General features: G+C 53.2%; 16 protein-coding genes. 4 read left to right on the top strand and 12 right to left on the bottom strand.

Translation table 11 applies throughout. The features are described 5' to 3' along the window. Window positions 1–137: 137 nt before the first annotated feature. From GGC63_RS19815 to GGC63_RS19800, 4 genes are all read right to left on the bottom strand, one after another. A complete protein-coding gene (locus tag GGC63_RS19815) occupies window positions 138–2,405 on the bottom strand; it encodes an Ig-like domain-containing protein (RefSeq protein ID WP_192703754.1) in 2,268 nt (755 codons plus the stop codon). A 238-nt stretch (window positions 2,406–2,643) separates the two neighbouring features. Then, window positions 2,644–4,191, bottom strand: coding sequence for an extracellular solute-binding protein (locus tag GGC63_RS19810; protein ID WP_192703753.1), 1,548 nt, complete (start codon window positions 4,189–4,191; stop codon window positions 2,644–2,646). A 40-nt stretch (window positions 4,192–4,231) separates the two neighbouring features. Further along, window positions 4,232–5,098, bottom strand: a complete 867-nt coding sequence (locus GGC63_RS19805) for a carbohydrate ABC transporter permease (RefSeq protein ID WP_079909742.1) — start codon at window positions 5,096–5,098, stop codon at window positions 4,232–4,234. 13 nt (window positions 5,099–5,111) lie between these two features. Further along, window positions 5,112–6,023, bottom strand: a complete 912-nt coding sequence (locus GGC63_RS19800; protein WP_079909741.1) for an ABC transporter permease — start codon at window positions 6,021–6,023, stop codon at window positions 5,112–5,114. Window positions 6,024–6,279: 256 nt separating this feature from the next. On the opposite strand from GGC63_RS19800, the gene GGC63_RS19795 reads away from it, so the two are divergent. After that, window positions 6,280–8,568, top strand: coding sequence for an AraC family transcriptional regulator (locus GGC63_RS19795; RefSeq protein ID WP_192703752.1), 2,289 nt, complete (start codon window positions 6,280–6,282; stop codon window positions 8,566–8,568). 129 nt (window positions 8,569–8,697) lie between these two features. Here GGC63_RS19795 and GGC63_RS19790 read toward each other — a convergent pair whose 3' ends face one another. The 5 genes from GGC63_RS19790 to GGC63_RS19770 all read right to left on the bottom strand — a co-directional run bounded on the left by GGC63_RS19790 (window position 8,698) and on the right by GGC63_RS19770 (window position 13,677). Beyond that, on the bottom strand, window positions 8,698–9,912 hold the full coding sequence (locus tag GGC63_RS19790) for an N-acetylglucosamine-6-phosphate deacetylase (protein ID WP_192703751.1): 1,215 nt from the start codon (window positions 9,910–9,912) through the stop codon (window positions 8,698–8,700). Window positions 9,913–9,916: 4 nt separating this feature from the next. Further along, window positions 9,917–10,690, bottom strand: a complete 774-nt coding sequence (locus GGC63_RS19785) for a glucosamine-6-phosphate deaminase (protein WP_192703750.1) — start codon at window positions 10,688–10,690, stop codon at window positions 9,917–9,919. Then, window positions 10,687–11,604: a sugar phosphate isomerase/epimerase family protein gene (locus GGC63_RS19780; protein WP_192703749.1), complete on the bottom strand. Its 918-nt coding sequence runs from the start codon at window positions 11,602–11,604 to the stop codon at window positions 10,687–10,689. Before GGC63_RS19780 ends, GGC63_RS19785 begins: the two co-directional genes overlap by 4 nt. Window positions 11,605–11,647: 43 nt before the next feature. Continuing rightward, the gene (locus GGC63_RS19775) at window positions 11,648–12,559 is read right to left on the bottom strand and encodes a Gfo/Idh/MocA family protein (RefSeq protein WP_192703748.1); all 912 of its coding nucleotides are present in this window, start codon (window positions 12,557–12,559) and stop codon (window positions 11,648–11,650) included. An 83-nt stretch (window positions 12,560–12,642) separates the two neighbouring features. After that, on the bottom strand, window positions 12,643–13,677 hold the full coding sequence (locus GGC63_RS19770; RefSeq protein ID WP_192703747.1) for a Gfo/Idh/MocA family protein: 1,035 nt from the start codon (window positions 13,675–13,677) through the stop codon (window positions 12,643–12,645). Window positions 13,678–14,003: 326 nt separating this feature from the next. On the opposite strand from GGC63_RS19770, the gene pdxK reads away from it, so the two are divergent. Next, entirely contained in the window at window positions 14,004–14,813 is an 810-nt protein-coding gene (gene pdxK / locus GGC63_RS19765; RefSeq protein ID WP_192703746.1) for a pyridoxine/pyridoxal/pyridoxamine kinase, read from the top strand. Window positions 14,814–14,935: 122 nt separating this feature from the next. Here the strand turns inward: pdxK and GGC63_RS19760 are convergent, their stop codons facing one another. Together GGC63_RS19760 and GGC63_RS19755 are read right to left on the bottom strand one after the other, a co-directional pair. Beyond that, window positions 14,936–15,706, bottom strand: a complete 771-nt coding sequence (locus GGC63_RS19760; RefSeq protein WP_192703745.1) for a DUF4179 domain-containing protein — start codon at window positions 15,704–15,706, stop codon at window positions 14,936–14,938. Further along, complete coding sequence (locus tag GGC63_RS19755; protein ID WP_192703744.1) at window positions 15,684–16,271, bottom strand: sigma-70 family RNA polymerase sigma factor; 588 nt, start codon at window positions 16,269–16,271, stop codon at window positions 15,684–15,686. Before GGC63_RS19755 ends, GGC63_RS19760 begins: the two co-directional genes overlap by 23 nt. 258 nt (window positions 16,272–16,529) lie before the next feature. On the opposite strand from GGC63_RS19755, the gene GGC63_RS19750 reads away from it, so the two are divergent. Next, entirely contained in the window at window positions 16,530–17,600 is a 1,071-nt protein-coding gene (locus GGC63_RS19750) for an SDR family oxidoreductase (RefSeq protein ID WP_192703743.1), read from the top strand. A gap of 58 nt (window positions 17,601–17,658) precedes the next feature. On the opposite strand, the gene GGC63_RS19745 is transcribed toward GGC63_RS19750, so the two are convergent. Continuing rightward, a complete protein-coding gene (locus GGC63_RS19745; RefSeq protein WP_192703742.1) occupies window positions 17,659–18,036 on the bottom strand; it encodes a winged helix-turn-helix transcriptional regulator in 378 nt (125 codons plus the stop codon). A 286-nt stretch (window positions 18,037–18,322) separates the two neighbouring features. On the opposite strand from GGC63_RS19745, the gene GGC63_RS19740 reads away from it, so the two are divergent. Beyond that, a complete protein-coding gene (locus tag GGC63_RS19740; RefSeq protein WP_192703741.1) occupies window positions 18,323–19,918 on the top strand; it encodes a spore germination protein in 1,596 nt (531 codons plus the stop codon). Window positions 19,919–19,976: the final 58 nt, after the last annotated feature.

Raw genomic sequence — 19,976 nt, 5'->3', positions numbered from 1 at the left:
TCGCCATACATAAGAATCCAAGCTACGCGGGGGCTTGGCCCCTCCCGCGACCGGACTTTCACCGGATAGAAGATGCGTGCTTAGCTGGGCACGCCCTTGAAAAAAAGAAAACCCGGTTTCCCGGGCTTTCGGTGGAATTACTGAAGCGGATATAGGCTTGCGGTATGCGGCTCATCATAAGCCTGAGCCCAGTAATAGCCGGGGAATGTCACCCGCCGCGGCTCGAAGCCGACCTGACCGCCTGACGGGATCGTCTCCGAGGTGAGGGTGATCCTCCCGTTGGCATCCGTCCTGCCGCCAGTGTATTTGCCGCCAGCATACTGGAACCGGCCCTCAACCAAGGCGTTCGCCAGAGGCTGCCCGGTATTCTTATCCACCACTTGCATTGTCACCGAGGCGGCGGAGCCTTTCATGACGATGCTCATCCCTTGAAGCACCATCGGCTTCAGGTTTGTCGTCTTGGTCTTGACGATTGCCGGCAACGAGGCCGGGCCAATGTTCCCCTGCACATCACGTGCTGCTACTTTGTAGTAATAGACAGTATCCGGCAGCAGGCCGATATCACGAAAAGTAAGCGAGCGGGACTCTCCCGCCACTTGATCAGGGCCTGGTGTAAACCACGGTGTCGTCCCGCGGTAGATGAGATAGCGGTCGATATCCGTATTATCGCCGGCCATGCCGTACGAAAGCTCCACCTTCTGATAATCCGTCGCTTCGGCCTTCGGCAGTCCGCGAACGATGGATGGCGCCTCCGTATCTGCAGGCGGCTGCCAGGTCACGCTGCCCGGCCCCCAGTGGGACGGCAGGAAGCGAAGCGAATCGTAATGATGCATCGCAATCCCGCCGAAGGAAGCTCGGTTGTTATAAACGGCATATACCTTGTCCAGCTCCGCCTCCATAACGGTACGCCCTTCTTCGCGGAACGTAATCGTCTCCGGGTCGCCGCTGTTCGCAATGTCGAGGGTCTCTACCCCGATGACTACCGAATGCGGCTTGCCGATCGCATCCGCATAATCGATCTCGCCCTGCGCTCCGGCGATGATCCCTGCCGAACCGTCCGCCGTATCGCGATAATCCATAATCGATATGTAGTCGCTCATGTCCTGCACATGCTGCGACAGCCACTTGGTGCTTCCGTTCCAGGTGATGCTCTGCGCCTGCGCCGACGAGTCGAACCATTTCGGAATTGCCGGTCCGAAGGGGAGATTCAAGCCGGACGCGTTGCGGCGGTCGATCATTTTTTGCAGCATATCCAAATATTGAAGCTGCAAGGAAGGGTACTGGTCTTTGAAGTCCGGTGAAATATACGGCTCGATGTCGGCATTCACCCCGTCAAACCGTTCATTGCGGGAGGAAGCGAGATTATAATTCAGCACCCGTTCCATTTCCCGCACCGCTTTGTCGTGGTAGATAGCATAAGCGCCCATATACGGGGGCGTCGTACCTCCGGAGATACAGGCGTACACTTGATATCCCCGGCTATGAGCCCAAGCAATGAAGCTTCTCAGCTTACCGGGATCATCCGCCAAAATATCCATATCCGCCATCGGGCCGACGGCCAAATACAGCGTCGTCACCGGATCCGAGCCGAAGGTCGCGGTATCCTTGGCGAAGGCGTCCAGCACCGTCCTGGAGCCCGGGTTGAGCAGCAGCCGGTAAGCTTCCGGTTCCCAAATCCACATCGCCCGATCCTGCGGCTTCACCGTTACCTGCTCATGGGTCCCTCGCCCCACCGTCGCATAAATAGTGGCGCTATAGCCGGTACGGCCTTTTGCATCCGTTGCTTTTGCCTCAATGCTGCTCGTGACGTCTCCGAGCCCCTTAGTATTCCAGGAGTAAATAAACTGCTTACCATGACGGATCGCGTACTGCCAGGACCCGCCGTTTACGCGTACTTGAACGCTTACCACCGGCATATCCCCATACGCTGCAACGGTAACTGGTACCGTTCCGCTGAGTGAAGTTCCCTCCTGCGGGCTCACAATCACGACATGCGGAGCCGCTCCCCGGGAGGAATCTGCCTTCAACTCCATCGGCGAACTCCAAACGCTATAACGCGTCTGCACATCCGACCCGCTGGCGCGCAGCCGGACGACACCGTTGTAGTCCCGCGTATCCAGCTCATAACGCCATGTCCCGGCATCATCGGAGTCGGCATCCTCCATCGTGACGCTGACTTGAGACTCGCCATTGATGCTGAGCTTAATGTCGTACAAGCCGGTGTAGGTGCCGGTCAGCACCATTTTCGGCCAAGTGAGCTTACCGCCAGTTGCCGGAGAATCGATCGTAACCGCCGAAGCGGCCAAGGCGGCAGGAGGCGTGACAACCATGAAGGAACCTACTACCAGTAACGACAGACATGCGGTGATAACGAAGCGCCTCCAGGCGCTTATTCTGCTTAGCATCTAATTAGCCTCCTATGGCGAGAGGACGGTCCTCCTGATAACATGGAAAACCGCCACTCTGCTTCTTGTATAAGGCTTCTCTTCTCTACAGCTCTCTATCATCTATAGCTCTCTATCCGTTTCGTTATGGCTCCAACACTCCATCGACTCCGCTTGCCGAACATGCTCATTTTGTCTTATCAGCTCTCTGTCTTACTGCACTCCAATTCCAATAGATCTCCAGCTTCCGATCGTCTTCCTACGGCTTCAGCTGAGTGCTCTCCACCCGCTTGTAGGCGGCCTTGTAAGTATCGACCAGCTTCTGCACGCCCAAATTGTTCATTTCCTCTACATACTTGCTCCACTCGCTCATACTCCGGGTTCCCAGCACGAACTTGGCGAAGTTTTCCTCCCGATGCTTTTTCAGGGCCTGACCGGTGACGGACAGCACCTCGTTCTCCTTCTCCGTAAAGGACGGTCTAGGCTGCATCGCCGGAGGATCATATTTGGCCGCTTCCTTGTAGGCATTTTGCAAATCCTTGGAAAACAGCGACAGATGCGCGTTATAATCGATCCATGTATAGGTGCCTCTGCTCGATTGCAGGCCGGTCTTCTTGCGCATTTCCGTCACATCAGTGAACTCGGGCTTGAATTTCTTTTGACCGTTCTCCATGACATAGGTTTCGCCTTCTTTACCCCAGCTCGTCAGCGTGCGCCCTTCTTCGGTATAGAAGAAATCCATGAAGGTCATGACATCCTTGATGTTTTTGGAAGTAGAAGCCACCGTCAAGCCGCCGTCCAAATAATGGAAGTACGGATTGAGCTGCTTCCCGCCATTCAGGCCCGCCGGAGGAGCCATGAACTGCATGTTGTATTCAGGGCGGTCCTTCTTCATCGCGTTGTTGAAGAAATCGACCCGGCTGATATAATCGATCGTTATGAACGACTTATCGGTCGACATCGTGTCCTGCCACTGCTTCGTCTGAATGGACAGGAAATCGGGAGGAATGAGGCCTTCGGCATAGAACCGGTGCCACATCTCTACCATTGCCTTGTAATTGTCTTCAATCGGGCCGTACCGCCATTCCTTCTTATCAAAATCGTAATAAGCATCCGCGCCGGTTCCGAAGTTGGTCGTCAGATTGGTGTACATCTCATCCGGAATTTGCCCGAAGCGCAGCGACAAAGGGTAGCTGTCCGGGTACGCCTGCTTCAGCTTTTTCATCGTCTGGTACAGCTCTTCATAGGTTTTGGGCGGCGTCAGGCCATTCTTCTTGAAAATGTCTTCGCGGTACAGCCAGATCATCCGGTTCGTTTCCCCGAAGCCCTGATTCGGAAACATATACATTTTGCCGTCCGCCGAGATCATGGCCTTCGCTTCATCAGGATATTTCTCCATCCACTTCTTCAGATTGGGCATTTGGCCGAGGTAATCGAGAATATTGACCAAAGCGCCCTGCTGGCCGAACCGGTCGGAATCGCTGCGGCTCGGCATGCTCATCAGATCAGGCAAATTATTCGACGCAATGGTCAAATTGAGCGTATCGTTCAGCTTGCCGGATGGCGTCTGCACCTGCAGCGTAGCCCCCGTCTTCTCCTCGAGCCATTTCCAGATCGGCCAATCCTTGCTGTACGGGAACGTCGCGTTATTATCGAGCAGCGCCGTGAACGTCTTCTTGGCCGGCGTTCCGGCCGGTGCGTTCGGCGCGGTCCCTCCTCCTGCTTCCTTCCCCTCATTCCCGCTGCATCCTGCCACGACCGATAGCGCCATGACGGAAGCGAGCGATAGCGATGCCATTTTGTTCATGAAGACCCTCTCCTTCATATAGGTTTTGAGCAAAACCGGACTAGCCTTTAACGGCGCCGATCATCGCGCCTTTGACGAAATATTTTTGCACGAACGGATATACAAGCAATATCGGCAGCGTCGAGACCATGATCGTGGCGAACTTTAAAGAATCCTCGACGACCATATTATCTCCGCCAATACCGGTCACCGCACCGGAGCTGACGCTGCCAGCCAGCACCAAATTGCGCAGCAGCACCTGCAGCGGGAACAAATCCGGATTGCGCAGGTACAAGAGCGGAAGCATGAAGTTGTTCCACATGGCGACGGCATAGAATAAAGCGATCGTGGCGAACACCGCCTGCGACAGCGGAATGACGATACGAAAGAAGATGCCGATATCGGTCAAGCCGTCGACACGTCCGGAATCCTCCAGCTCCTTCGGGATGCCGCTGAAGAACGTCCGCATCAAAATCAGGTTCCAGGTGTTCACCGCTCCCGGCAGCACCATCCCCCACACCGTATCCATCAGCCCGAGCGAACGGACAACGAGGAACGTCGGGATCATCCCTCCGCTGAAAAACATCGTGAACACGACAAACAGAGTAAAAAACGTATGATACCCCATATCTTTGCGCGATAATGCATAGGCTCCCATAGAGGTGACGACGACCGAGATCAGCGTCCCGAGGACGACGTAGACAATCGTATTTTTATAAGCCAGCCATATTTTCGGATCATCGAACACAAGCTTATACATCTTCAGATTAAACCCTTTTGGCCAAAGCGTCACTTCCCCTTTCATAACATAGACGTCCTGACTCAGGGAAACCGCCAGCATGTACACGAACGGATACAACGTAACGGCGATAACGCCCAGCAAAAGGATTGTATTGACGATCGTAAACAAGCCGATTTTCTCTCTCATCTCACTCCCTCCTTTACCACAGACTCGTTTCTCCCACCTTGCGGCTAATAGTATTGGCTGCCCAAATGAAAATCAGACTGATGATCCCCATGAACAGATCAATCGCCGCCGCGTAGCTGAAATTGCCCTGCTCCAGTCCTACCCGGTACACGTACGTACTGATAATGTCCGCCGTGCTGTAGGTAGCCGGATTGTACATAAGGAACACCTTCTCGAACCCGATCTCGAGCACCTTGCCCACATTCAGAATAAACACAATCACGATCGCCGGGGCAATGCCCGGAATGGTCACATGCCACAGCTTGCGCCAGCGGTTCGCTCCGTCAATGCCGGCCGCCTCATAGAGCTGAGGATCGACGGCGGTCAGCGCCGCCAAATAAATGATCGTCTCCCAGCCGATATGCTGCCAAATCTCCGACAGCACGTAAACTGTGCGGAACATGCCGGGCTCCATCATAAAATTGACCGGTTGAAAGCCGAGAGACTTAATGATCTGATTGATCAGTCCGCCGGTAGGCGACAGGAACATAATCACCATACTCGCCACGATCACATTCGAGATGAAATGCGGCAAATAGCTGACCGTTTGTACGAATTTTTTGAACAGCACGGTTCGTACTTCGTTAAGCAGCAGCGCCAGCACAATCGGAGCCGGAAAGCTGAACAGCAGCTTGTATGCCCCGAGCAGGAACGTATTGCGCATCAGCAGGAAAAAATCCGGGTTCTCCAGAAACATCCGGTAATACTTGAGCCCGACCCATTCGCTCGCCATTATGCCCTTAAACGTATTGTAGTTTTTGAACGTAATGACCAGCCCGAACATCGGGACATACCGGAACACAATAAAATACACGAGACACGGCAGGAACAGCAGCCAGAGATATTTGCTTTTGCGCCATGTTTTGGATAAGGACGCCGCCTGCATTCATACACCCCCTAGGCATTTCGTCGTTGGCAGTCTATCCTGCTTGTAGGGCTATCATAATCGAATCTCAGGCGGCATGGATATCTGCATGTTCTTGAACCGATCCGCTTTTTATTGATAAGATGGAGCCCTGTGCATGAAGTGGAAAAAGTGTATATTGTTCAGAACCGAAAAAACAACGTATGATAGAGGTACTCGCACCTGAAGACTACATTAATATATAAGGTGACTACAGCGACGAAGGGTAGGAAGCAGGATGGCCGAATTTGTTCCCCGATCGATCAAACCGAAATCCCTCTTTAGCAAACTATTGACCGGCTTTCTGGCCGTCATCGTTCTTCTCGTAGCCTTTAATTTCGTCACTTCCGTTTATTTGAAAAATAAAATTCACGACGAGATCGTGAAATACAACGAGCTGAGCATCAACCATACGGTGGAAGGGTATGAGAATCATTTTCGCTTATCGAAAAATATGGTGCTCGGCTTAAATCAGAACGACCGTTGGATCACGAATTTGAACATCTTAAGGAAGGTCAAGGAGAATAACGGCTACGCCAGCATCGAGGATATCAAGGCTGAGCTGAAGACGCTCTACGCCAACCCGTTCCTGCAATTTGAAAACGTGATCATTTATTTTAAGAACGACGCCTATGTCGTGGAAAAAGACGGCACCAGCAGCGCCGAGGACATGTTCGGCAAATTTTACCGCAGTCCCGATTATCCGCTCGCGTTCTGGAATCGGCAATTCGACGAACGGATCGGCTTACGTGTGCTCCCCGCTTCCCGGTTTACCGAAACCTCGGCCGGGATTGAGACGGGCAAAGGACTCCTGCTCCCAATGCTGCTAAAGCCGCTCCCGTACAACGATATGTACTTGATCGTGATGCTTGATGCGCAGAAGCTGTTTCAAACCCATAATATTTCGTCCGACCAGCATTTCTACATCCTGGACCCGGACGGACGTCCTATTTATACCTCAACTCCGAATATGCAGACCGAGCCTTTATCAGCCTTTAACGCGTCCGGGCAGCCTTTCGTAAAGGGGAACTACTATTACTTCTTCCGCAAAGGGCAGGAGACCGGCTTCACCTATGTTAGCATGGTGCCGAACGAATCGATTTCCCTGCAGCTGATCCGGCTGAATACGATCCTCATCACGCTGCTGGTAGCTGTTGCTCTTATCACCATCATCGCTTCCATCCTGTTCAGCAGAAGCCTGCAATTGCCGCTGCGCAAAATCATTGACTCCATGCAGGCATGGGATACCGGTGAAGCACAGCCGAAGCATGGACCGATTCGCGAATTCGATCTGATCAGCCACAAGGTTCATCAAATGATGCAGACCAATCAAAGCATGACACAGGATTTAGCCCAAAAATCGTCGCTTCTCCGTAAATATGCGCTGACCAACAAGCTTAAGAACATCCATATGAACCTGTCGGAGCTTCGGGAAATGGCCGATACCGGCACGCCGTTCATGATGGTTCTGTTTGAAATTCATTTTAAGGAGAAATATACAGAGCTGAGCATCGACCGGGAAAAAGGGACCTATTACATTCGCGAATTCATCGACAGCGTGCTGCTTAGATCGTACGAGGAATCGGTGACGTTTCAGATGGAGCGCAATCTGGTGCTGTCGCTTATTTTTACGGCGGATACCGGACCGGACGGCGTGAATAAGCCGATCGAATATTTGAAGAACATGTTCGATATCGAGCACGATCTGTATTTGGTCACGATTGCCGTCAGCCCGCTGTACCCCGCGGCCTCAGCCTTTACGGCCGCCTATGAGGAAATGACGCAGGCGATCAGGCAGCGGAAGCTGCTGAACGAAACTCAAGTGATCCGCGGCTTGCAGCCCGCTCCCGAAGCCTATCCCTTCACCGTGCTGATGGAGGAGGAGCTTCATACGAGGCTGATGAGCGGCAAAGCAGCGGCTGTTGACGAATGGATCGCCAAGCATTTGGACCAGCTCGTCCGGCGCGGTGCTTCTGCGGAAACGTATTGGCAGTTCGCCAAGGAAATCTCGCTGCAGACGGATAAGACGCTGCAAAAGCTGAATCTTCATAGTCAGTCCGGCAGCGGCGGCCTGATGAAGCCTTCCCTCCATGCGCTGAGCGGATTTTACAGTGCGGAGCAGTTCCAGCAATGGTTCGAGGCGCTGCTGCATCCGGTCGTGCAGCTGATCCGCGAGCATACGGAGGATCAAGACCCGATCACCCGCTTCGTTATCGACTACCTGGACGCCCATTTGCATGAGGATATCACTCTCGACTTCATGGCGGATAAGCTGAACATTACGTCAGGTTATTTGTCGACCTACTTCAAGGAAAAGACCGGAATGAACTTCAGCGATTATTTGAACGATCTCCGCATCCAGAGGGCGAAGCTGCTGCTGGATAATCTGGAGCTCAAGATCCAGGATGTCGCCGCCCATGTCGGCTATCAGAATGCCAATTCCTTCATTCGTATGTTTAAACGGTATTCGGGGATTACGCCGGGGGAATACCGCAAGAAATATGCTTCGCGTTTATCGGTGGAATAGCCGAGGAATGGTACAGAAAATGGAGCGATCGATTTAAAAACTCCGTATCCCATACAGCCGGAACAGCTGGATGGGATACGGAGTTTCGCTTTAACTGGATTTCTTCATACTTATAAACATGCGATTGTCTCAGCTGCTTTCAACAGCAGAGGCAGCATAATCGCCGGAACTGTGTGTGCATTCGTAGACCAGCTCGCCATATTGATAGGTTCGCTCGATTCGAATCCCGTCATCGCTGCGGCTGAACAAGACTACATTGCCTGGAGCGCCGACTGCAAGGCCCTCCTCCGTTGGGAGCCCCATGCAGGCCGAGGGCCTGAGCGAGGCCAGCTCCCAAGCCTCGGCGAAGCTGCATAGGCCTTCAGCCTGCATATGCTGAATCCCCGCCGTCAGCGGCAGCACCGAGCCGGCCAGCAGCTTCGGCTGCCCGGTCAGATGCAGCCGCCCCTCTGGAGTCAGCGTCACTCTGCCTCCGATGTGCGTCTCGTACTCTCCCGGCGCCATCCCGCCCAAAGCTACGGCGTCGCTGACCATCAGCAGCTTGGCGCCCTTCGCTCTAAGCGCCACCTTCAGCACGGAGGGTGGCAGATGGAAGCCGTCCGCGATGACACAGCCCCACAGCCGGTCGTCGGCCAGCTGCTCCCACAGGTAGTTCGGGTGGCGCGGCAGCATCGGATGGGCGCCGTTACCCAGATGCGTCGACAGGCTCGCTCCCGCTGCCGCCGCATCGCGGATCTGTTCGGGCGTCGCCGACGTATGCCCGATGGACACCTTCACGCCGCTGTCCACGCAGCGGGCGATGAAATCCGCGGCGCCGTCCCATTCCGGCGACAGGGTAATGATCTTGATGCGGCCGGCTGCCGCATCCTGCCAGCGCTCGAACAAAGCCCAATCCGGGGCTTTGACGAAGCGCTGGTCGTGCGCGCCGCGGGAGCCGTCCTGCGGCGAGATGAACGGGCCTTCGAGATGCAGGCCCGGGATGGATGCGTTCAGCCTGGCGCTGCCGCTGCAGGCTGAGGCAATCGTGCGCAGCGACGACGCAATCGCTTCGTCGCTGTTCGTAATAAGGGTCGGGTAATACGCCGTGACCCCGACCTGCCACAGCGCTTCGGTCAACCGGGCGACCATCTCCACCGACAGCGGCAGCGTGTTCAGGTCGAAGCCGGTCCAGCCGTTGACCTGCAAATCAACGAGCCCCGGGGCGATCCACGGGAGCTCCTGAGACATTTCGCCGCCAGCTCCGGCTGGCGTAACCGCCGTAATCCGGCCTTCGCTTATCTCTACTGCGATTCGCTCTCCCGTCCGGTAATGAATACCTTCCAGGCGTTCTATCCGCTTCGTCATCGGCTTACCCTCCATACGAGTCGCTGTCGACATACAGGACGCAGCTTGGATGCCTGCGAAGAATAGATGCCGGGCAAGCCGTTGAGATCGGCCCGGTCAGCGCTGCCCGTACGGCCGCCCGCTTGGTTGGACCGGGGACCATGCAGAACAGCTGCGCTCCGGCGAGCAAGGCCGGGATCGTCATGGTCAGCGCATGGGTCGGAACGGATGCCAGATCGGGGAAGCAGCCGTCATGCACCTGCTGCTGTCTGCATGCTTCGTCCAGCTCCACGCATTTGACGGTGAGCGGATCCTCGAAGTCCGCCACCGGCGGATCGTTAAAGGCGATATGCCCGTTCTCGCCGATCCCGAGACATACGAGATCGATCGGTGCCTCCTTCAGCAGAGCCGAATAGCGAACACATTCCTCCTCGGCTCCCTTGCTCCCGTCGATATAATGAACTTGTCCCAAGGCAACCTTGCTGAAGAAGCGCTTCTTCAAATAGTGAGAGAAGCGTTCGGGAGCGCCGGAAGGAAGTCCAATGTATTCATCCATATGAAACGCCGTCACCCGGCTCCAATCGATCTCCGGTTCCTTGGAAAGCCGGTCCAGAAACTCGTTCTGCGACGGTGCAGCTGCGAACACGATGCGGACACTCGGCTGGCTGCGCAGCCTTGCGCGTATGGCTTCAGCCGCTGCGACGGCGGCAGCTTCCCCAAGCTCGTCGCGATTCCGGTACACCTCCACCTTCAACTGATCGATAGTAAAGCTGCTTTCCGGCAGCTGCAAGCTGTTCATACGCGATCTCCTCCTCTATAGGTGAGGCTGCTCGACCTCTCCGAAAGCACTTCCTTAAGCAGCCTGAACAAATGCTCCAGGCATTGTCTGGACGCTTCTTCCCCTCCCTCGGAGAAGGCGTAGCCGGAAGGACGCTTCAGCTGCTCCTCCGTTAACTCGGACTGCAATCGGTAATGAGTCTCTACCATCATATAGCCGTCATATCCGTCCTCCAGCAGCCGGGTAAACAGCCCTCTATAGTCGACCTGCCCCGTGCCGATGGCAACCCCCTCAATCTTATCTCCATTCCGAACGGCGTCCTTCAGATGAATGTGGCCTAGATGGCCCTTGAGCAGATGATAACCGTCAGGATACGGAATTTCGCCGTCCGGATCCCACAGGTCATTGCCGGGATCATACAGCGCCTTGATGTAGGGAGAGCCCACGGCCTCCACCAGGCGGGCTACTTTGGCCCCGTTGGACGCGTAGACTGCCGGGTCGAATTCCAGCATGAAGGTGACGCCCGCTTGCTCCAGCAGCGGCACAATGCTTCCAAGCTCCCGGACTATCGCCGGGAACGCCGTATCGAAAGGTTCCTTCGCCCAAAAGCTGAAGCCCCGGAGCTTTCGCGCTCCGAACAGCTGCGCAATCTCCAAATCCCGGACCAGTATCTCCCTGCTTTGCGATATCTCTTCGGGATTATCGAGATCGCATTTGAATACGGGAGCGGAGAGAGCACATACATGCAGCCCCGCTGCCCGGATGATGCTGTGCAGCTCCTCCAGCCGCTGCTGTGTAAGCTGATGAAGCTGCACGCCGTCTACGGAGCGAAGCTCCAGCGCCGTAAGGCCGAACTCCTTGGCCAATGCGATAGCGTCTTCGATCCGCTGCGACACTTCATCGGTAATAATGCCTAACTGAAACGGAAATTCCATATCGGTTCAGCTCCTTCTGCATAGTTTGGCTATCTGCAGCTCTTCACAGCTGCACGGCGCTGCCCGTTCTCCTGCTCTCGTTGGCCGCCTCAATGAAACGGATGACCTCCAGTGTTTCCTTCATGTCGATAGGAGCCGATCCCGTACGGAACATCTCCAGTACCGCCTCCAGCATGCTCGCATAATAAGGCTTCGGATGTGCGTACACATCAACGAACCGGCTCGCTTGCTCCCGATGGACGAGCGCGCCGAACGTCCGGTTGCCTTTGCGGTTGCCGCGGATCGTGCCTATTCTGCCGTCTTCCCATACGCCGACGACTTCATCGTAATCTTCATTCGTGAACGCCGTAACCTCTTTGCAGCCTCGCCCCATAGCCGCATATAGCATATCGACCGTATGGATGCCGTACCAGAACAGTCCCGGCTGTGTCGGCTGCAGCTCCATGGGGCCGTAGCAATCAACCCCGATGATGCGGCCCTTCTCTTTGTCTGCGATCGCTTCGCTCAGCCCCTGAGCGTAACGGACGGACGAGCAGCTCATCAGCGGAATGCCCCGCTCTTCCACAATCCGCGCCATCGCTTCCGCATCCGCACTGCTTACGGCAAACGGCTTGTCGATGAACACCGGCTTGCCATACGACGCCGCCTTCTTGAACTGCTCGAGATGGACGCGCCCGTCCACCGATAGAAGCAGGATGGCGTCGCAGCGATCGGCGACCTCCTCAATCGTCCCAACGATCTCGACGCCCAAGCTGTCCCGCAGCTTGGCCGTAAACCCCTCCACGCGGGAATAGCTCAGCTCGAAATCCGGCGATCCGCCTGGATATGCAACGGTTACTTGAGCTCCGGGAATATGATACGGATGCTTCGGATCGTTAAGCAGCTCTGCAAAGGCAGGCGCATGACTCGTATCCAATCCGATCATCCCGATATTTAGTGTTTTTGCAGTATTCATAGAAGCCCCTCTCTCATTTTTTTCTAGTAGTATTCGTGTCCAAGGTTGCCCTATCAACCTCTCTCCTTCGGCCAGATCCTCACTTAAAGCTTAACTTCCTTGCCCGTCCTCGCCGATTCATAGATCGCTAGAATCAGCTCCACCGATTTGCGCGCTTCTTCCCCGGAAATTAACGGCTCCCGGTCTTCCCGGATCGCATGGATCAGATCATCGATCAGTATATAATGGCCGTCCCCGGAAATCGCCAACGGATTATCGCTCCCCTCCGCATTGCGTTCGGAAAGAGAAACCGGGGGCTCTTCCCCGTCCACCGTCTTCCACAGCTTAATGCCGCTGTCCGCGTAAATGATCGAGCCGTGCTCGCCATGAATTTCAAACCGTGGCTCCTGACCCGGATTGACCGAGGTCGCTCCCTGAATGACGCCAAATGCGCCGTTCTTATACTTCACGACCGCAACCGCCGTATCCTCGACTTCGATATCCCGAACCAGCGGGGCCGCATAAGCGAATACGCTATCTACATCTCCCATGATCCACCGGATAATGTCCACGCCGTGAACCCCCTGGTTCATCAGCGCCCCTCCGCCGTCTACCTCCCAAGTCCCGCGCCAATCGGCGCTCCGGTAATATTCCGGGCTCCGGTAATATTTCAAATAGGCGTCGCCCAGCACAAGCTTGCCTAGCTTGCCTTCCTGAACGGCCCGGCGCGTCATCAGCGCAAGCTCTGTCGTTCTCTTCTGAAACACCGTAGCCAGCTTGACGTTATGGCTGCGGCATGCGGCAATCATCGCGTCCATGGACTCGAGTGTAATGTCGAGCGGCTTCTCGCACAGAACGTGCTTTCCGGCCTCGGCTGCCGCAATCGCCGCTGCGCTGTGCATGCCGCTCGGCAGGCAGATGCAGACGGCATCGACCTCGCACTGCTTCAGCAGCTGCCCGATCTGTTCATATACGTGAGGAATACCGTATTCTTCTGCCAGCTGCTGCGCTTTGCCCGGTACACTATCCACAACGGCGACCAGCTCCGCCTCCGGATGCTGCTGGATCGCTCTGGCATGCAGCGGTGCGATGACTCCTGCCCCGATAATGGCAAACTTGATTTTTTTACCTGATGACATTTCAAATTCCCCTCTCCTGTTTTCGGTTCTTTATAGAACGGTACGGCTTGGCTTTAGAAATCCAGATCCGGCCTGCTCCCATCCTTTCTCCGCTATCATAACGAATGAATCGGGCTTAGCCTATCGCCGCTTTTTCCGGTTTTACCTCAGGAATCAGGGTAGAGGAAACATTGAGGATGAATCCAATAAAATGAATATTCGCTTTTTTCCATTGAAAATTCCGCGTAAAGTGATAGGATAAAGATTACCAAGCAATTATAAAGCGAGCCTCCGAGGAGCGCTTGCAGCCATTTTCATGTTGAGACAGAACTAAGGAGAGAAGCAGTATGAGTATGAACAAAGCTTTAACGATTGCCGGTTCGGATACAAGCGGGGGCGCTGGGATTCAAGCCGATTTGAAGACCTTCCAGGAAAGAGACGTGTACGGCATGACCGTACTGACGACGATCGTAACGATGGACCCGGCCAACAACTGGCACCACGGTGTTCATCCGGTAGCGCTGCCTACGATTGAAGCGCAGCTTCAAACCGTGCTCGGCGGCATCGGCGTCGACGCGCTGAAAACCGGCATGCTCGGTTCTGTAGAGATTATCGAGCTGGTTACCGACACCATCAAGAAGCAAGGCTTAAGCCGCATCGTCATCGACCCGGTTATGGTCTGCAAAGGAAATGACGAAGCGCTTCATCCTGAAACTACCGTTGCGCTGCGTGAGCTGCTGGTTCCGGTTGCGGATGTGGTCACACCGAACCTGTTCGAGGCCGCACAGCTGGCGAACCGCGCTCCTATCAAAACATTGGACGATATGAAGGAAGCCGCACAAATTATCCACGATTCCGGCGCCAAATACGTTCTCATCAAAGGCGGGGCGAAGCTCGATCACCCGACGGCTGTCGATCTGCTGTATGATGGAAAAACATTCGAGCTGTACGAGTCCGAAAAAATTGCAACGACCTATACCCATGGAGCAGGATGCACTTATTCCGCGGCAATTACCGCTGAGCTCGCCAAAGGCAGCGACGTGAAGCAAGCCGTCTCCACAGCCAAAGCATTCATTATGAGCGCGATTAAGCATGGCTTCCCGATCAACTCCTTTGTCGGCCCTACCATGCATTCCGCTTACCGGAAATATCAATAATTTTCAGGCGCGGCAATTTTAACAGCCGAAGCCGCAGTACAAAGCCCTGACCGTCGACCTCCCTCTTCTGCAAGCAGAGAGAATCGCTGTCAGGGCTTCTTCATTTTTATGTTATAGAAGACTCATTTTGCCTGAGTCATGTTACTTTGATCAATCGGAAATTGTCCCTTCCAGCTTCCCTTTGTCGTCCCGATTCGATCAATGCTCACATTCAGATACATGAAGGGAGGCAGCTTCGAGCCGCTTGTGACGAAGGCAAGCACACCTTCCGGCCGGTCCTTTTCCGCGATACCCACATCCAGTTCCTTCCCTTGAGTATCCGTTAAGTAAAAAGGCAGTCTATCCGGTTTGCTCGTGCCGATGAAGCTCAGTACGCTAAAGCCTTCGACTCCGGGCTCCTGGTAGGTTGGATTTTCAACTTGAATTCCATTTTTCTTCCCATCATTAAGGACATTCCGTCCTTTGGTATCAAATTCATAGGGAACCAGACTTCCATCCGCCTTTGTAATGCTGTAATGAACGAGAATTTTTTTATCCTTGACCACCATTTCTTTAAAATGAACCGTGATGCCTTGATCGGTTATTTTTTGGTTCATAGTAATGGATAATCCACTAGATACAGCACGTTTTACTTCATCATCGACAAGACCGTTGATATTGGCTTCACTGTTGAAAAAATATGAGGTTCCGCCCAACGAAGCAAATACGCTGGTTGGTATCAAAATGGCTGCCGCAATGCTGAATGCTATCCATTTTTTCTTCATTTTCTTTGTCTCCTTCTTACGGTGAAACTCCCTAAACGATTGTCTGACACGCTCATCGACTTCATCGGGAACCACCGTTTCTTCGATTTGTCGTTCTAACGCCTGCTCAATTTTTTTTGAAAAAGACATGTTGATATTCCTCCCCGTCCAGTTCCGTATCGAACCGTTTCCGTAATTGCTTCAAGGCCAGATGGACTCTCGATTTGGCTGTGCCTGTCGGAATCTGCAGCAGCTCTGCAATTTGCTCATAAGTATAGTCGTAGTAAAAGCGGTAAATCACCACGATCCTAAGCTTGTAAGGCAGTTGATTGATCGTCCCCTGCAGCTCTCTTTGGAATTCGCTTTCGATTAAGGCTTCACCAGGCAGTTCCACTTGCGGCTCTTCACCTAGACGGGAATGCTTCTCTATCAACCGGAATCTTCTCCAAATTTGTCTTCGCCAATGGTTCACTTGCCGGATCACTATGCCATTCAACCAGAAAAGAAATGGGCGCCTGCGATCATAGCTAGGTAACGCCCGCCACAGCTGATAGTAGATCTCATTGACAATATCGTTGACATCCTGTTTATTGCGAACAAGCATGCCGACCGTTCCATAGACCTTTTTTCGGGTCATACCATAGATCACTTCCAGAGCTTCATCATCTCCGGTCATCAATCGGTCTAACCAGTGTTCTAAGTTTTGTTCATTCATTGGAGGCCCCCTGAAATTGTATACACGATGTATTGGCTCCCTAATTAGAAATGGTTCACTAGATTTTTATTTTTTTGCTTTTTCTCTGAGAGAAAACTTCTCCGTAATATAGACAGTACAAGTTGAAACCTTGCAACGGACCGTTCTTGTCTAACGTAACCTCAAAGTGCCTATATGACTTCAAAGTGCGTACTTTTCACCCGATTCTTTATGGTGCACAATGACAAAGTAATCCAAATGGAGAGGGGAACATTAACGATGAAGCTTAATCATAATGCGCAGCATAAAACCGCACTTGTTGTAGGCGCCAATGGCGTCATAGGCAGAAATCTGATCGACCATTTGACGGAGCTCCCGGACTGGGACATCATCGGTTTATCGAGACGCGGAGGTGAATCCTCGGGAAAGGTGCGGTATGTGGCTGTCGATCTGCTTGATGAAGCAGATACTCGTGATAAACTAAGAGATCTGTCCCAAGTTACCCATATCTTTTATGCCGCTTATCAGGACCGTACGACCTGGGCAGAGCTGGTAGCGCCTAACCTGGCTATGCTCGTCAATGTCGTCAATGCAATTGAGCCGATAGCTCCTGGCCTGCAGCATATAAGTCTCATGCAGGGATACAAGGTATATGGCGCTCACCTGGGTCCTTTCAAAACGCCTGCGCGGGAGACTGATGCTTACCATATGCCTCCTGAATTTAACGTGGATCAGCAGCAATTTCTCGAGAAACGCCAGCTCGGACGCAAATGGACTTGGTCGGCAATGCGGCCGTCTGTTGTGAGCGGATTTGCGCTTGGCAATCCCATGAATTTAGCTATGGTCATAGCGGTTTATGCTTCGATGTCCAAGGAGCTGGGGCTGCCATTGCGTTTTCCCGGCAAGCCCGGAGCTTACCACAGCCTGCTCGAGATGACCGATGCCGGGCTATTAGCCCGAGCTACCGTCTGGGCAGCTACCGATGAGCGCTGCGCAAATCAAGCATTCAACATTACGAACGGGGATTTGTTCCGATGGAATGAGATGTGGCCGAAGATCGCCGCCTATTTCGGTATGGAGACCGCGCCTCCCCTGCAGATGTCACTAGAGGTTGTAATGGCGGATAAAGAACCGTTGTGGAATTCCATGATCGAGAAGCACGGCTTGGTGAACAACCTTTATCAGGATGTTTCTTCTTGGCGATTCGGCGATTTCGTGTTTTCCTGGGACTATGATTTCTTTGCTGACGGTACGAAGGCGCGCCGTTTCGGCTTCCACGAATTTATCGATACGGAGTCCATGTTCATAAATATCTTTGACGAATTGCGCCGCCGCAAAGTAATCCCATGACACAACTTCTTGCAAAAAAACCGGTACTGGATTCCAGTCACCGGTTCTGCTCATTTCATTATTCCATCTCTCCTGAGCTTGAAGCGGCTGTCAGAATCGAGCTATTGTCCCCATAGACCCGTTCCAGGTGCACATCCCCCCACCGGCACATGGAATGAAGGATATCCTTCAAGGTCCAGCCATACTCTGTCAATTTATATTCGACTTTGGGAGGCACCTGGTTATAGGAGATCCGTTCAATGACTCCATCCTTCTCCAGCTCGCGCAATTGCGCCGTCAGAACCTTTTGGGTAATAGCAGGCATTAAGCTCATGAGCTCGCCGTTACGCTTTTCTCCAAATGTCAGATGGAACAAAATCACCGGCTTCCATTTGCCCCCCATCACTTCCAGTGTCACTTCCACCGATGTATTGTATATTTTCTTAGGCTCCTGCATAGGCCGTATCCCCTCCTCTACCTTCACAATACCGATTTGCTCCCGCAGGTGCAAGCTTAAGATGATCTTGAATCTTTGCTGAAGCAGCGGGCAGCATACCCTGACTCCCCGGCCCGATTAGTCCAATGAAGCGTACCCCGGCCTCCCGCAGGAGGCTTTTGCCGACCGTACCCCAAGTCCGTTGAGAAAGCTGCACAATGAGATAATCATGCCAACGATTTGCATAATAAATGGAAGCATGAACCAAAATATAGAAAATGATCTTTACAAAGGGGCTTTATCCCATATGAGGGGCCAGCGTTTGCTCAATAGACTGTTTAAATTATTTAAATCATCCAAGAATCGGATAAACCCGGCCAGTCTTATTCCGAATGCTGCCGGTCATTCCGGGGAGCAAAAGCTGTCTTTGCATTTGCAGCAAAATGATCAGACGCTGCGCACGATTTATGCCAACTGCTCTGATGTGATTTATCGTTCTTTTTTAATCGCTGGCCGGACAAAAGCCATGTTAGTTTATATTGACGGGTTGGCCGACTCCCAGGGTTTGGAAGACTATGTGATTGCTCCTCTGATGAACGAGACAACGGGAGGCATTACAGGCATCAAACCGTTTGTCGAGAGAAAAATAAGTGTTTCTCAGGCGAACGAATTTAGTACCATTCAAGAGTGCATCGAATATCTTTCCAGCGGTAATCCTGTTCTGCTGTGTGATAACGAAGCAAATGGTTTGGCGCTGGGTCTATCCAAATGGGAAAAGCGCAGCATTGAAGAGCCTGCGGCTGAATCGCTTATCCGCGGCCCCCGTGAAGGCTTTACCGAAACGCTGCGAACAAGCACATCCCAATTACGACGAATTATTAAAAGTCCGCAGCTGAAAATGGAAGCCATGAAAATAGGGAACTACACTCAAACAAATGTTGTTATCGCTTATGTTGCCGGGCTCGTCGACATGACGCTAGTGGAGGAAATCAAAACTCGGCTGAATCGGATCCAGATCGATGGAGTCCTGGAGAGCGGATATATCGAGGAAATGATCGAGGATAACCCCTACTCCCCTTTCCCTCAGCTGTTAAGCACCGAGCGCCCTGATGTGGTGTGCGGATGCCTGCTGGAAGGACGAGCAGCCATTCTGGTGGAGGGAACTCCATTTGTTATGGTCGCTCCTATCACTCTTTTTTCATTATTACAAGCGGCTGAGGATTATTACCAGCGATTCTGGATTGGAACCGCCACCCGCTGGCTGCGTTACTCCTTTACGCTGATCTCCCTTTTGTTTCCGTCGCTTTATGTGGCAGTGCTTACATTCCATCAAGAGATGGTTCCGGGCTCCCTCCTGATCAGTATGGCCAGCTCGCGGGAAGCGGTTCCCTTTCCGGCTCTTGGCGAAGCGTTGCTGATGGAAATTACTTTTGAAGCGCTTCGCGAGGCGGGCATACGGCTGCCCAAACAAGTCGGTGCCGCTGTCAGCATCGTGGGAGCCCTGGTTATCGGGCAATCCGCGGTTCAAGCGGGGCTTGTTTCCGCACCGATGGTTATCGTCGTTGCACTTACAGGCATCTCGTCCTTCATGGTTCCTCGTTACATTATGGGGATCACGATCCGGCTGCTGCGCTTTCCGCTTATATTCCTTGCCGGGACGCTGGGCCTGCTGGGCATTATGATGGGGGTTATTGCCATCGTCATCCATCTATGCAGTCTGCGCTCTTTCGGTATTCCTTACTTATCCGGAGTTTCGAATCCTAATTTGAGCCAGCTAAAGGATGTCCTTATCCGAGCACCTCGGTGGATGCTAAATGAACGTCCTTACTTTACGGGAATGTACGATCAGTACCGTCAGGCTCCCCATCAAAAACCGGGTCCTGAGCGCGGAGACGAAAAATAATGTTGTCTAACTTAGAGCTTATTGCTCGCTGCAGTCATGCTGAGCCTGATTACTATCG

The sequence above is a fragment of the Paenibacillus sp. OAS669 genome (assembly GCF_014873645.1).
Classification (GTDB): Bacteria; Bacillota; Bacilli; order Paenibacillales; family NBRC-103111; genus Paenibacillus_S; species Paenibacillus_S vulneris.
This window is presented reverse-complemented; position numbering and strand designations above follow the sequence as displayed.